This is a genomic window from Marinomonas mediterranea MMB-1, assembly GCF_000192865.1.
Classification (GTDB): domain Bacteria; phylum Pseudomonadota; class Gammaproteobacteria; order Pseudomonadales; family Marinomonadaceae; genus Marinomonas; species Marinomonas mediterranea.
The window spans coordinates 3,247,102-3,260,820 of the sequence record NC_015276.1; the positions used below are offsets into that span (position 1 = coordinate 3,247,102).

The window sequence follows — 13,719 nt, forward strand, 5'->3', positions numbered from 1 at the left end:
TCAACAAATAATGTATATCTCATATAGCAGGAGAGAGTGTGAAAGATAAGATTGTGATCGCGACACGGGAAAGTAAACTGGCATTGTGGCAAGCAAACACCGTAAAAAAACAGCTTGAAACGCTTTACCCAAACCTTACCGTCGAGCTTTTAGGGATGACAACCAAAGGCGATCAAATCCTAGATTCACCACTATCCAAAATCGGCGGCAAAGGCCTTTTCGTCAAGGAGCTCGAAAGTGCATTGCTAGACGGCCGAGCGGACATCGCAGTACATTCAATGAAAGATGTTCCTATGGCATTTCCAAAAGGCTTAGGGCTTGCGGTCATATGTGAGCGCGAAGACCCATCCGATGCGTTTGTATCGAACAAGTACAGCAGCTTAGACGAACTCCCTAAAGGCAGCGTTCTTGGCACTTCTAGTCTTCGAAGAGCGTGCCAAATTCAGCAACATAGGCCCGACCTCAAAATCGAAAGTTTACGAGGCAACGTCGGCACTCGATTAGGCAAACTCGATAATAATGAATACGATGCCATCATTTTGGCTACCGCGGGATTGATTCGGCTGGAGCTAGAAGATCGCATTAAAAGCCGCTTATCCGATACCTACTGCCTGCCTGCAGGCGGACAAGGCGCAATGGGGATAGAGTGCAGAGACAACGATAAAGACATACTCGAATTGCTCGCACCGCTTCAGCATCAAGACACCTACTATCGAGTAACCGCAGAAAGAGCCGTCAACAAACGCTTAAACGGTGGCTGTCAGGCTCCAATCGCATGCTTTGCGACATTAAGTGACGGTGAAATTTGGCTGCGAGGACTGGTCGGAAGTACCGATGGCCAACAAATGATTACTGGCGACATTAAGGGGGCTCCTCAAAATGCCGAGCAGTTAGGCATTACGCTTGCTGAAGACCTGCTTAACCGTGGTGCTCAAAGAATCCTTGATGACGTATACGGTAAGTAAACGGCAATGACGGAACAAAAGCCTTTATCAAGCATTCGAGTTTTAGTCACGCGACCTGAGCCAGAAAATGCGTCGACCTGCGCACATTTAACCTCTCTTGGGGCACAACCAATTCCGTTGCCCTCACTCTATATTGAGGCATTTGAAGAGGACGATAAAATCCGCTCAATTCAATCGCAGCTGTTTGACTTAGACTTATACAAATACGTTATATTTGTAAGTAAGAATGCAGCTAGAATTGGGGCGGAACGAATAGAGGAATGCTGGCCTATGCTGCCAGCTCAACTACACTGGATTGGAATAGGTAAAGGGACAACCAAAACATTAAATGATTTAGGCTTCCCCGCGCTTTCTAATCCCGGCTTTACATCAGAAGCACTTTTAAATTGGCTCAAGCCCGTTAAGCTAACAGACGAAAAAATACTGATCGTACGTGGCGAGGGCGGAAGACCAACTCTTGCAGATGGGTTAGAAGCAAAAGGCGCAAGCGTAGATTTGCTTGAACTATACAAACGCATAAAGCCAAACTATAGCGCACAAACTTTTTTATTCTTAGACGAACCTGACTTAATATGGTCTACAAGTGAGGATAGCCTTCGCAACCTCACTCAGGATATCATGCAGTATCAAGCAAGCTGGCTAGACAAGCCTATATTTGTACCTAGCCAACGTGTCGCAGACACTGCCTCAGAACTTGGCTGGAAGAACATTATAAATGCAAACGGCGCCGATGACAGTCGCTTAACCGAAGCAACCTTGCAGCACTTAGGACGCAAAGATGACCGATAACAAAGATGTAAACAGCGACATTCAGCCATCAAACACCTTAGAACAGGCAGACACAAACGTGACTCCACCTGATGAAAACCTAAACAGCACAAATACTCCAGACAAAACGAAAATGAAAATCAATCATTCGCCGAAGAAAAGCGGAAGCTTAATGGTAAGCGGTTTGGCCGTTGCAATTGCTGTCACATCACTTGGTACATCAGGTTGGCTTTATTTAAAGAGCCTTGAGTCGAATGTCGATGCTCAAGTTTCGGAGCTAATTAGCCAAAATAACGCCCTATCTACAAAAATCAATCAACTGACATCGCAGTTGAATCAGGTTTCCAACTTAACAAAGCAGGCGCTTACTCAAACCTCATCGGCGACACAAGCACAAGCGGCGAATGCTGAAAAAATCACAGAGACCACTAAACAGCTGTCTGTTATCCAAAGCAAACTTGATACATTAAGCAGCGTCTCAAAAGAAGATTGGCAACTTGCCGAAGCTCAATATTTGATCCGACTTGCCAACCAACGATTACTTTTGGAAAAAGATCATACGAATGCGTTAGCACTTCTTCAAAATGCAGACAATATTCTTGCAGATATGGAAGACCCTATTTTATTCGATACTCGAAAAGCAATCGCTAAAGACATTCAGTCACTTAAATCAGTAGGGGCATTTGACCTAGAAGGGTTTTACTTACAACTTAATGCACTTTACGACAGTGTCGCAACCTTGCCTCAATTTGAACCCTCAAAAGAGTGGCAAAAAACAGAAGAGCCATCTATGACAGAAGCGCCTTCTTCTACAGTCAGTGCAAGTGAGATTGCGGACAGTTTTTGGCAAGGGCTAAAATCTTTGATTGTCATCAACTATGATCGAAAGCCAATAAAAGCACTGCTACCACCTGCTGAATACCAAGAACTAGTAACAGGTGTCCAACTACAAATTGAAGTGGCCCAAGTTGCTCTTGTAAAAGGAGAGAAAACGGTTTATCAAAGTGCTCTCGCCAAAGTCGCTGACGCCATTGCTAACTATTTCGATGTCGAAGCGAAAGCAACGAGTGCCTTCTTAACATCATTGACGGCATTGCAGCAAGTTAACCCAGACCAAAAACTCCCTTTGCCAAGAGCATCGCTTAGCGCTATTAAGACACTTATGGGTCAGTGGAATGCATCCTCTCAAGGAAACAGCATTCAAGACCTAACCACGGCCACTTCCCCGCCAGAAAGCAACGATGAGGCAAAGACATCGAACACCCAAGCAGACAAGTCAACAGTCGAACAAGCCTCTCCGGCGACAGACTCGGCGCCTGCCGCTCCTAAACCGGTAGATAAAGACATCCGCTCTGAAGGAGTAAGCGCATGAGAAAGTTCATTGCTGCAATCGCTTTGATGCTCGTATTTGGGGGATTGCTTGGTCTGTTAATGAAACAGGATTCTGGCTATGTGCTGATTGCTTTTAAAGGCGTCACGATAGAGACCAGTCTATGGGTCATGGTTGCCGCCATGATAGTGACACTTATCATATTAAACAGTCTAAAAAGTGTTTTGTTTACCCTGATTCGACCTAGCTCTTCATTTAATAAGGTCACGGCGAAGCTAGTACAAAAACGGGCGTCTAAGAATACGATTAGAGGAATGCTTGAGCTTGTAGGCGGAAATTGGAAACGAGCAGAAAAACTCTTAACCACCAGCGCAGAGAAAGTCCCCTACCCTCTTATCAATTACATTGGTGCAGCGTACGCGGCCAGTGAACAAGATGATCACACCCGTTCAAAAGAGCTATTAAGAATTGCACACAAATCTGCACCTGAAGCAGAATTTGCCATTGGATTTGCCCAAAGCCAAATTCAAGTCAAGCAAGGACACTATGAAAGCGCACTAGCTACCCTATTGAGGCTCAACAAGCTAAAGCCTAAACATCGGCAAATTCTAAAAATGCTGGTAACCGTCTATACCCAGCTTAAAGACTGGGATGCATTATTAGCTCTTAAGCCAACTCTGACGAAAAACGGCATATTCGACGAAACCAATATGCTCGAGTTAGAACGTAATGCATTTTTAGCCCTGCTTGAACGTATAACATTTCAGACAAAAATTGGAAAAGACAAAGCAAGCCTGGTAAAAGAGCTTGAAGCCGTTTGGCAAAAGCTCGACAGTCTGGAAAAAGACAATGAAATTCGCCTGCTCTATGCAAGCTCATTAATACAATTTGGCGACGACAAAAGAGCTGAAAGCTACATTCGACAGAGCCTTAATAAAGAATGGTCGGATGATCTCGCCAAGCTCTATGGGACTCTGGGCTCTGGTGTAGAAGTAAAGAATGCTAAAAAAGCGTTAAGTCAGGCAGAAAGCTGGCTTAAAAAAGAAATAGGAAGCGCCAACCTCTACTTAACATGTGGCCGCTTGAGCCAGCAGCTAAAGCTATGGGGAAAAGCCAAGGATTACTATCAAAGCGCACTAGCATTAGATAGTGATAGTGAAGCCTTACCGGAGTTAGCTCGTTTGCTAAAAGCCATGGGGGATGAGCCTGCAAGTCAGAGCTTACTTCTCTCCCAAATCAAAGCACCTGACGACACTCTAAAAAGCCTTCCACTTCCTTAGCTATTGGCGTGCCAATAAAAGCTAAACAAAAAGCCGCTCTACTGGCGGCTTTTTACTTTTAACACAAGCACGTGTTTAGCGTTTAAAACGCACCACCAGTTCATGCATATCTGACGACACATCCTGAAGCATTCGAATACTCTCACTAGAATCGTGTGATTTTGACAAGCTTCTATTTGCAAGGTCTGATATGGTCACAACTTGACGATTAATGTCTTCTGCCACGCTTGCCTGCTCCTCTACTGCCGCTGCCATTTGAGTTGCCATATCTGCAATGTTTGTCACGGTATCGACAATTGCATCTAATGCATGCTCCGCTGACTCCATTTTACCTACGCCTTCAGAAGCACTCGCCATTCCAGATTCAGCAATCTCAACCGATTTTTGCGCCCCTATTCTTAAGGACTCTATAATCTCATGAATCTCTTTTGTTGAACCTTGAGTACGCATTGCAAGTTGACGAACTTCATCTGCAACAACGGCAAAGCCTCGGCCATGCTCACCAGCTCGCGCGGCTTCAATTGCAGCATTCAAAGCCAACAAGTTGGTCTGCTCAGCAATTTGATCAATCATTTGAGCTACTTGGGCAATTTTTTCCGACTGATTAGACAGGTCTTGAACCGTCTGATTAATGTGAGCAACTTGACCACTTAGACTTTCGATTGACTGTTTCGTCTCGAAAATAACCTTGCGTCCATCGCTAGCGATACTGGTCGATTCTTTAGCACTATCGGCAGTATTTTGCACATGACTCGATACATCAGTAATCGTTGTCGTCATCTGATGCATCGCCGTTGCGACTTCCTCTGTTTCTCGTTGCTGCTTATTAATATTCTTTGTGGCTTCCAAGGTTTGAGTTAAGCCAATTTTAGACTGATCGGAGACCTTTCCAGACTCGTCCTCAATACGCGTCAATACCGTATCTAAATGCGCATTTTTGCTCTTTATTCCGACTTCAACCGATCCCAAAAAAGCATCACAGTCCGTATAGGAGTAAACGGCTAACGGATGCCTAAATGAGCCTGATAAAAAGCGATCTAGCGCAGACTTATACTTGGCAACTTTTAAGCCAAGCAGTAAAGAGACTAAAAGAGAACTCACCAATAAAGCGAATACGCCGAACTCCAAGCCGTAGACCACACTACCAAAGATAGAACAGAGAACACCCAGTACGGCAATGACCGTATAAGTAGCCCAGTCAGGCACACTACGTTTCGTCTTACCCGCGTTGATAGACTTATAAAGCACCTCTGCCCGCTGTACATCCTTGCGCGACGGCACGCTTCTTACAGACTCGTAACCAACGACTTTCCCATTATCCGTTACAGGAGTAACGTACGCGTCTACCCAGTAGTAATCGCCATTTTTACAGCGATTTTTCACCAACCCCATCCAAGGCTCACCTCGTTTAAGGTGTTGCCACATCACGTCGAATGCAGCGACGGGCATGTCTGGATGTCGTACAAGATTATGCGGACTGCCAATCAGCTCATCTTTCGTGTAGCCACTAATTTTAATAAACGCACCATTACAATGGGTAATTCGCCCTTTAAGATCCGTTGTCGATACGAGCTTCACATCACCTGCAAATGTTTGCTCATTGTTTGTCACTGGTTTATTGATTCTCATTATTATAAATATTCCTTAATCAGCCTTAAGACTTCACTTTAAAGCTGGACCGACCAACCCATAAAAGCAAGTAACTATATTAGCAATATTCGATATAAAAAAATGTAATTAATAAAAATAATTGAATATAGCTCACCCAAATAAATGTGCGAGAAAAAGAGTAAAACTGTATTCATTAAAAAGAGAGATAAGATATATTTATAGCTTTCGGTGCAAAAGCTTAGTAATAGCGGGCAATAGGTACATTGGAAGTTGCATAGCGCCTGCTAAAGGTAAGAACGCAGGACCCAGTAGACCACTAGCAATGGTAAAGGTTAATAAGACGTTTCGATTTCCGGATGTAATGGCGGCTGTCAATGCAGCCTCTTTTCCAAACCGCCAATAAACAGACATCGCTCCTAAGAAAAACAGCGCACTTAATAGAAACGCAATTAATAGGTATTGATAAGCCAAGATGGAATTCTGATCCCACAAATTACGAAAGTAACCAATTAACCCAAACGGAAACGCAAACACCAATAATATCGTATATTTCGACGTCCGCATTAAAATACGGTCTAGGGTATTGGCTGATAATAACCGTCTTAATAAATGAGACAGTACCAGTGGGCTGATGATAAAGATCAGCAACCTCAGGCCATAAGCTACCAAGTCTAACTCCGCATTCGAAGTCGGATACCAATACACGGTTAGAATAATGAGAAATGGCAGCAATAAAGTGGTTGCGATGGTCATCGCCATCGCTTCTATCGCATCGAATCCCAACGCTCTAACAATAGCTGGCGTTGCAAACAAGGAGCCTGTTGCCGCTACGGCCATCACCGCTAACATCAGATCCGAGTCCATCGATATAAAAACATTCAAGAAACTAAGTAACGCCATAAAACCCGCGCCATGTATAAGACTGTAGCACCAGACCTTCGTCCCAATTAAATATCGCAACACCTTTGACGGCTGCATACTTAATAAAGTCAGCAACATCAAAGAGAAAAGTACATAAGGTAAAAAAGGAAATACAGACGCAGACGCATCAGGTAGCGCAAAACCTAATAACGCCGCCACGAACATAAAAGGCAGGGAATGTCTTACTACAAAAGCAATCATGAATAGAATCAACAACCAAGAGTTAGGCAGCGTTTAGCGCTACACTCACGAGAATTTTAAGATCGAGCAACCTTAGAAGGAACAATACGATTGCATTCAGGAAGTTCACTTAACTCTAACGGCCATTCTTTTCGAGCATCATCGAATGCATCTCTTAGCTCTTCCAACTCAGCAGTTGAAATTGACTCACTCGAGCGAGTTTCAAGTCTTTCTTTTGGCTTTTTGTTTACCGGAAACGGAATCAAGTTATTATCCATAAAGAGTCTCTATCGTCTTATTCTGTAGATATCTATCGACACTCTATGGATAATCTTTATAAAACGCAATCACTGAAATTAGGCAGTAAGATGAAATATTTGATTTCTCCAGCAAAAACATTGGATTTAGACAGCACACCACCGACAAACGAAACAACAACACCTCTTTTCCTAGAAGAGGCTCAAACATTGATTGACACCATTAAACCCTATTCCCCTGCTGACATCGCAGATTTAATGAAATTGAGCGACAAACTGGCCACTCTAAATGTTGAACGTTATCAAGATTGGGATATCCAGCATACCGATGAAAACAGCCGCCCAGCAGTATTCACTTTCATGGGGGATGTTTATACAGGCCTAAACGCGTATTCGCTTCCCAAAGAGACAATAGAACAGGCTCAGAAGCGTTTACGGATATTGAGCGGCTTATACGGTCTGCTAAAACCTTTAGATAAGATGCAAGCATATCGCCTCGAAATGGGGACAAGACTCAGCAATCCAAATGGCACAAACCTGTATCAATTTTGGGGAGACAAAGTCGCTAACGAGCTTGAAAACGAATTAGAAGACAACGAACTATTGGTTAACCTAGCGTCGAATGAATACTTCAAAGCCGTCAATATCAAAAAGATCAGCAAACAGATCATAACACCGAACTTCTTAGACGAAAAAAATGGGCAATTTAAAGTCATCAGTTTCTATGCAAAAAAAGCAAGAGGAATGATGGTGCGCTACCTGCTAGATAGCAATGCAAACACGCTGGAAGACTTAAAAGCGTTTAATTACGACGGTTACCAATATGACGAAGCACGCTCTTCCGAGAATGCGCCTGTATTTATTCGCTTCGAGAGAGACCAGCCGTCTAAAAAATAAGCGCTGACTGACAACATCAAGAATATGAGCAAGGTCTAATGTAGACTAGCTACAAGACCTTGCTAGTTCTTAATACTAAATTGCAGGCTTGCTGGTGCTCTGCTTTAGCTTTTCGCTGCGACGACTCTTCTCGCTCTCACTATCTTAAACTTATACTCTTTCAACTAGCACCCTTGATGCTTACTGCTTTTGACCAATGGTCACGCGGTCGTTGCCACCATAATCCGCAAACGTTTCGACAGATAGAAAACCACGAGACGCAAAAGCGAGCCGCACTTTTTCTCCTTGATCATAGCCATGCTCAAATGCAAGCCAACCAGTGTCATGCAGGTAATGAGGTGCTTCACTCAGTATTCGATTAATATCCCCCATTCCTTCTTGATCGGCCGTTAACGCTGAATCAGGCTCAAAACGTACATCGCCCTGCGATAAGTGTTTATCATTCGGATCAATGTAAGGTGGATTTGAAACAATAAGATGGAACTGGTTATCGGATGGCACCTCTGAAAACCAATCGCTATGAATGAAATTAACACTTAATGCGTTCTTTTCAGCATTTCGCGTCGCAAGTTCAACAGCCTGTTTTACGCAATCCGCACCGCTGACTAATGCGTCTTTACGCTCATAGGCCAACGCCAAAGCAATCGCTCCTGTCCCTGTTCCCAGGTCCAGTATATTTGGCTTCTCTACTCCTGCAATTAAATCCAGAGCAACCTCAACCAATCGTTCCGTATCGGGTCTCGGAATTAAGGTGGTCGGCGAAACGTCAAGCTCTAACGTCCAGAAATCTTGCTTACCGATTAGATAAGCAATTGGTTCGCCCACCAGCCTTCTTTCAAGCAAACGATAAAACCGAGTCAAACACACTGGTTCAATGTCTTTTTCAGACCAAGTAAACAAATAGGTTCTGCTAACTTGCATGCAATGCGCTAACAGAAGCTCGGCATCCAGTTTCGCGGTATCGCTAACTGAAGAGAGGCGCTGTTGCGCCTCTCTTAAACATTGATCAATTCTCATAGGAGATTAACCTTCGCCACCCAGTGTCGCCAGTTGATCGGCTTGATGCTCATTAACAAGTGGACCTACCAGTACATCTAGATCTCCAGCAACGATTTCATCTAGTTTGTATAGGGTCAAGTTAATACGGTGATCAGTAACACGGCCTTGAGGATAGTTGTACGTACGGATGCGATCAGAACGATCTCCCGTTCCAACTAAAGAACGACGCGTTTCTGATTGCTCCGCTGCCGCTTTATCTTCTTCCGCCGCTTTTAACCTAGACGCAAGCAACGCCATGGCTTTTGCGCGGTTTTTGTGCTGAGAACGTTCATCCTGACACTCAACAACAACGCCGGTCGGTAAATGTACAATACGGATAGCAGAATCGGTTTTGTTAACGTGTTGCCCACCCGCGCCCGATGCTCGGAAGGTATCAATCCTAAGGTCCGCTTTATTTATATCGATATCGGAGACTTCATCCATTTCAGGCATCACCGCTACGGTACACGCTGAGGTATGGATTCGACCTTGAGATTCTGTCGCAGGAACTCGTTGAACTCGATGCGCACCCGACTCAAACTTCAACTTTGAGTAAGCTCCCTCTCCAACAATTCGAGCGATAATCTCTTTGTAGCCACCATGCTCCCCTTCATTAGCACTCACAATTTCAACTTTCCAGCGCTGAGTTTCTGCATAACGTGAATACATTCTGAAAAGGTCGCCAGAAAAAATCGAAGCTTCATCACCACCCGTTCCCGCTCGAACCTCAAGAAAGACGTTTTTAGAATCATTTGGATCTTTTGGTAGAAGTAGCTTTTGTAGGTCTAACAGCAAAGTTTCTTTTTGCTCATTGCCAGACTTCAGTTCTTCTTGCCCCATCTCTTTTATATCTGGGTCAGAGTCCGTCAACATCAATTGCGCTTCTTCAAGGTTCTCTAAAACTACTTGATACTCTTCGAAGCATTTTACCACTGGCTCTAATTCAGAATATTCTTTTGAATAATTGCGGAAAAGGTTTTGATCCATGATCACATCCGCTTCGCTTAAAAGCGCCGCCAGTTCTTCGTAACGCTCTGCTAAGCTTTCTAATTTAAACTTTATCGATTCTTTCATTCTTTGTTGTCTTTTTCTTCGTTATATTTTTTATCATTGCTGCCAGATTGACTCTCTCTATCATCCAACAGGCCAAGGACCGACGATGCGATATCCAGAGCATTCTCGTCAGCTTGCGCTCCCGCCTCTCTCATATAGAGCGTCGGCGCGTGAATCAGTTTGTTCATCAAGCTATGCGCAAGCTTTGCAACCACTTGCTCTGCATTTTGCCCAGATTGTAAATTCTTAAGGGCTTTTTCAAGCTCAGCTTGTTTTGTTTGCTCTGATTTCGCCCGATAAGTAACAATTAAATCGGATACCTTGCGTGACTCCACCGCACGCCGATAGGATTGAACGCCGTTCTCAACAATATCTTCAGCGGTTTTAGCAGCGTCTTCTCGGGCTTTTATATTTTCATCAATAACCGAGTGCAGGTCATCAACCGTATATAAGTATGCGTCTTTAACTTCTTCTACTTCAGGCTCAATGTCACGTGGTACCGCAATATCGACCAACAACATGGGGTTATGACGACGTTTGTGGGTCGCCCGTTCCACCATGCCTTTGCCAATAATGGGCAACTGACTGGCTGTAGACGATATAACAATGTCTGCATTCGGTAAAAAGTCATGCAGCTCACCTAACAATATTGCTTCTGCATCCAACTCTTTAGCCAGCGTTTCCGCTCGGGTTAACGTACGATTAGCGACAATAATACGCTTTATACCGGCTTCTTTAAGATGTCGTGCGACCAATTCAATTGTCTGACCGGCACCAACCAACAACGCTGTACTTTGACGAATATCTGCAAAAATACGCTGAGCTAGGCTGACCGCAGCAAACGCGATGGACACAGGGTTTTCACCAATTGCTGTATCCGTTCGGACCTGCTTCGCGACAGAAAATGTTTTCTGAAATAAAGAACGTAAATCTCGACTTATGTATCGCCCTTCTTCCGATACAGCAAACGCAGATTTAACCTGACCTAAAATCTGAGGTTCACCTAAAATCAGAGAGTCCAAGCCGGACGCTACGCGCATAATATGACGAATACTCTCATCTTCTACATAGCTGTAGCAGTATTTACGAAGATCATCATATTCAACACCGTGATACCGACTTAACCATTCGACAACATCGTCCAATTTAGCAAAGTCACTCACCGTGCAATACAGCTCGGTACGGTTGCATGTTGAAACAATCACGGCCTCATTAGCCACTTGCTCTGAGGTGAGAGAAGATAACGCTTCCATCATTTTCTCAGGAGCAAAGGCAACCTTCTCTCGAATAGCAACTGGCGCTGTCTTGTGGTTAACTCCCACAGTAATTAGAGGCATTCAGGAACTCTTCTCTTCAAACGAGATCATAACCAGAAGATGTTGTGTTTTTTGCAAGCTTTATTGGCTTACTGAAAATGGTTTCCATTAATATTAATGGTTCCCGCTAACACCTTACACAAAGAGCACGTATTATACGTATAAACACGAGGGTTTCGCACCCCTATCAAGTCAATAAATATTATTGACGCAATTTAATGGCTAAACCATTTTGTCACTGACACAATGCCACGACAAAGCTAACATAAGCAGCTATGGAACGATTCTTTGGAAAAAATATGACTAATGCTGACCAGCGCAGTCTTTTAAGGACGGCATTTTCACTTCATCGCCTACCTATATCAAAGGTGGCTACCTTCCTATCTATAGCAATAGGGATAAACGCATGTGCGGTGAATCAAGAGCAAGATTCGACTGCCGAGCTGCAAACCGAACAATCAAGTACATTCAATTTTGAGTCAGAAACACACGAACATGTCTCGAATGAGCATCTGACAAAATTACTTGAAGCGGAATTTTTGCTGCAAAGAGAGGGTCCGGGCGCTGCATATGACAAGTTTGCAACAATACTACGCAGTGAAAAAAGCCCTGCCATGGCAAAACGCGTAACCAACATTGCCATAGCTAGTCAAAACCCCGCGTATATTGAAGAAAGCACTAATTTATGGATTTCCATCGACCCGAAGGCGGAAGAGCCATACCCTTTGCAACTGCAAATTTATTTTGCTAGCGGTCGATACAAACAAGCTTCGGAGCTTATTTCACGCGCACTTGAACATGATGTGTCATTGCAATTTTTACCGACCTTTCTAGACCAACATTCAAGAGAAGTAGATACCTTAGAAACCGTTCGTCTTGCGCTCGACGAACTCCCCAAAGGCGCCCTCAAAAATATTTACTTACAACTCAGCAACAATCGTTTGGACTTTTTTTCTGGTCACTACACCGCTGTTGAAGCTGCTATTATTGACAACTTATTTGAAACCGCGCCAAAGACAGAATGCAAATCACTCTACGTTATTTTGGGGTACTCACAAAACCAACTGGGTAAAACAGAAGCGGCTATTGAAACTCTGTTAAAAGGCCTCAACGATTTCCCAAACAGCAAGCATTTATTGATTCCTGTGATTGAGCTTTTAGTTGCGGACAATCAACTCACCCGCGCATCAGAGCTTTATAATAATGCAAAACTGTCCAGCTTTGATCAAACTCAACTTGGCCTTACCTTCGCTGGCAAACTACTTGAGCATCATCATTATGACAATGCATTAAGTGTGCTAAACAGTCTGCCTGAAAAACAGTATGGTTTTCAGGATCAAACGAAACTACTCACTGCAGACGCGCTGAATAAACTCGGTAAGCCTATTGAAGCGCTCAACACCCTAAAAACAGTAGACGGACCATTGGCGTGGAACGCAACTCAACAGATTATTCGTTTGCTGTATACCCTGAAACGTGAAAATGAGATTAATGCGCTTGTGTTTGAGAGACTCAACGAGGAAAAACTTCAAGAAGAAACCATGTCTGTTGCAGGCCTACACGAGTACAACAAAAGACCAGATTTATCACTTGAATTTATTAATACCGTCCTAGAAGCACACCCAAACGCCGACGCAATAAGGTATAAAAAAGCAATATTGCTTGAATCTCTCGATCAGTGGGAAGCGGCTATCGCCGAGCTCAAAAAATTAGTCGATAGCAGTCCTGACAACCCTCAGTATCTGAATGCGCTTGGGTATACCATACTGGTTAACTCAAACGACCTTGAACTTGCTCAAAACTACATAGAAAAAGCGTATGCTATAGACAATGATGATCCTGCTATTATCGACAGTCTCGGCTGGGTACTCTTTTTACGAGACGATTTGGATCAGGCTACCTTTTACCTGCAAAAAGCGTGGGAGCTGTTAAAAGACGCCGAAATAGGTGCACACTATGGTGAAACGCTTTGGCGTCAAGGACATCAGTCTCTAGCAAATGACATCTGGCGAAAGGCTTATCAAATCACACCTGAATACCCTGTATTGATGGAAACACTAAATCGCTTAAACCCCGACTTAATTACGGAGCTACAAAACTGAT

At 43.7% G+C, this 13,719-nt stretch carries 12 protein-coding genes; 6 read left to right on the top strand and 6 right to left on the bottom strand.

All coding sequences use genetic code 11. The features are described from left to right. The first annotated feature begins 38 nt into the window (after window positions 1–38). From hemC to MARME_RS14840, 4 genes are read left to right on the top strand one after another with little or no spacing between them, the layout of a single operon-like run. Window positions 39–965 (top strand): hydroxymethylbilane synthase, encoded by a 927-nt coding sequence (gene hemC, locus MARME_RS14825; RefSeq protein ID WP_013662078.1) that lies wholly within the window; start codon window positions 39–41, stop codon window positions 963–965. A gap of 6 nt (window positions 966–971) precedes the next feature. After that, a complete protein-coding gene (locus MARME_RS14830) occupies window positions 972–1,754 on the top strand; it encodes a uroporphyrinogen-III synthase (protein WP_013662079.1) in 783 nt (260 codons plus the stop codon). Then, complete coding sequence (locus tag MARME_RS14835; protein ID WP_013662080.1) at window positions 1,744–3,105, top strand: uroporphyrinogen-III C-methyltransferase; 1,362 nt, start codon at window positions 1,744–1,746, stop codon at window positions 3,103–3,105. The genes MARME_RS14830 and MARME_RS14835 overlap by 11 nt, the downstream gene beginning before the upstream one ends. Further along, the gene (locus MARME_RS14840; protein WP_013662081.1) at window positions 3,102–4,343 is read left to right on the top strand and encodes a heme biosynthesis HemY N-terminal domain-containing protein; all 1,242 of its coding nucleotides are present in this window, start codon (window positions 3,102–3,104) and stop codon (window positions 4,341–4,343) included. The genes MARME_RS14835 and MARME_RS14840 overlap by 4 nt, the downstream gene beginning before the upstream one ends. A gap of 75 nt (window positions 4,344–4,418) precedes the next feature. Here MARME_RS14840 and MARME_RS14845 read toward each other — a convergent pair whose 3' ends face one another. The 3 genes from MARME_RS14845 to MARME_RS14855 form a co-directional block, all read right to left on the bottom strand. Further along, a complete protein-coding gene (locus MARME_RS14845) occupies window positions 4,419–5,972 on the bottom strand; it encodes a methyl-accepting chemotaxis protein (RefSeq protein WP_013662082.1) in 1,554 nt (517 codons plus the stop codon). Between the two features lie 198 nt (window positions 5,973–6,170). Then, complete coding sequence (locus MARME_RS14850; protein ID WP_013662083.1) at window positions 6,171–7,076, bottom strand: hypothetical protein; 906 nt, start codon at window positions 7,074–7,076, stop codon at window positions 6,171–6,173. Window positions 7,077–7,132: 56 nt separating this feature from the next. Beyond that, window positions 7,133–7,333: a hypothetical protein gene (locus MARME_RS14855; RefSeq protein ID WP_013662084.1), complete on the bottom strand. Its 201-nt coding sequence runs from the start codon at window positions 7,331–7,333 to the stop codon at window positions 7,133–7,135. A gap of 90 nt (window positions 7,334–7,423) precedes the next feature. On the opposite strand from MARME_RS14855, the gene yaaA reads away from it, so the two are divergent. Next, entirely contained in the window at window positions 7,424–8,209 is a 786-nt protein-coding gene (yaaA, locus tag MARME_RS14860) for a peroxide stress protein YaaA (protein ID WP_013662085.1), read from the top strand. Window positions 8,210–8,389: 180 nt separating this feature from the next. Here yaaA and prmC read toward each other — a convergent pair whose 3' ends face one another. Genes prmC through hemA form a run of 3 tightly spaced genes read right to left on the bottom strand, consistent with a single transcriptional unit; the run spans window position 8,390 to window position 11,637 of the window. Further along, window positions 8,390–9,226, bottom strand: a complete 837-nt coding sequence (gene prmC, locus MARME_RS14865) for a peptide chain release factor N(5)-glutamine methyltransferase (RefSeq protein WP_013662086.1) — start codon at window positions 9,224–9,226, stop codon at window positions 8,390–8,392. Between the two features lie 6 nt (window positions 9,227–9,232). Further along, a complete protein-coding gene (gene prfA, locus MARME_RS14870) occupies window positions 9,233–10,321 on the bottom strand; it encodes a peptide chain release factor 1 (RefSeq protein WP_013662087.1) in 1,089 nt (362 codons plus the stop codon). Continuing rightward, complete coding sequence (gene hemA / locus MARME_RS14875; protein ID WP_013662088.1) at window positions 10,318–11,637, bottom strand: glutamyl-tRNA reductase; 1,320 nt, start codon at window positions 11,635–11,637, stop codon at window positions 10,318–10,320. The genes prfA and hemA overlap by 4 nt, the downstream gene beginning before the upstream one ends. A 278-nt stretch (window positions 11,638–11,915) precedes the next feature. Here hemA and MARME_RS14880 point away from each other — a divergent pair, with 278 nt between their 5' ends. Beyond that, window positions 11,916–13,718 carry a tetratricopeptide repeat protein gene (locus MARME_RS14880; RefSeq protein WP_013662089.1) on the top strand — a complete coding sequence of 601 codons (1,803 nt, stop codon included), beginning with the start codon at window positions 11,916–11,918 and terminating at the stop codon, window positions 13,716–13,718. Window position 13,719 lies beyond the last annotated feature (1 nt).

What these genes read in the sequence shown, in the direction of transcription:
- MARME_RS14855 (WP_013662084.1), bottom strand. Translation starts at nt 7,333, where the DNA reads ATGGATAATAACTTGATTCCGTTTCCGGTAAACAAAAAGCCAAAAGAA.
- MARME_RS14880 (WP_013662089.1), top strand. Translation starts at nt 11,916, where the DNA reads ATGACTAATGCTGACCAGCGCAGTCTTTTAAGGACGGCATTTTCACTT.
- prmC (WP_013662086.1), bottom strand. Translation starts at nt 9,226, where the DNA reads ATGAGAATTGATCAATGTTTAAGAGAGGCGCAACAGCGCCTCTCTTCA.
- MARME_RS14850 (WP_013662083.1), bottom strand. Translation starts at nt 7,076, where the DNA reads ATGATTGCTTTTGTAGTAAGACATTCCCTGCCTTTTATGTTCGTGGCG.
- MARME_RS14835 (WP_013662080.1), top strand. Translation starts at nt 1,744, where the DNA reads ATGACCGATAACAAAGATGTAAACAGCGACATTCAGCCATCAAACACC.
- MARME_RS14830 (WP_013662079.1), top strand. Translation starts at nt 972, where the DNA reads ATGACGGAACAAAAGCCTTTATCAAGCATTCGAGTTTTAGTCACGCGA.
- yaaA (WP_013662085.1), top strand. Translation starts at nt 7,424, where the DNA reads ATGAAATATTTGATTTCTCCAGCAAAAACATTGGATTTAGACAGCACA.
- MARME_RS14845 (WP_013662082.1), bottom strand. Translation starts at nt 5,972, where the DNA reads ATGAGAATCAATAAACCAGTGACAAACAATGAGCAAACATTTGCAGGT.
- hemA (WP_013662088.1), bottom strand. Translation starts at nt 11,637, where the DNA reads ATGCCTCTAATTACTGTGGGAGTTAACCACAAGACAGCGCCAGTTGCT.
- MARME_RS14840 (WP_013662081.1), top strand. Translation starts at nt 3,102, where the DNA reads ATGAGAAAGTTCATTGCTGCAATCGCTTTGATGCTCGTATTTGGGGGA.
- prfA (WP_013662087.1), bottom strand. Translation starts at nt 10,321, where the DNA reads ATGAAAGAATCGATAAAGTTTAAATTAGAAAGCTTAGCAGAGCGTTAC.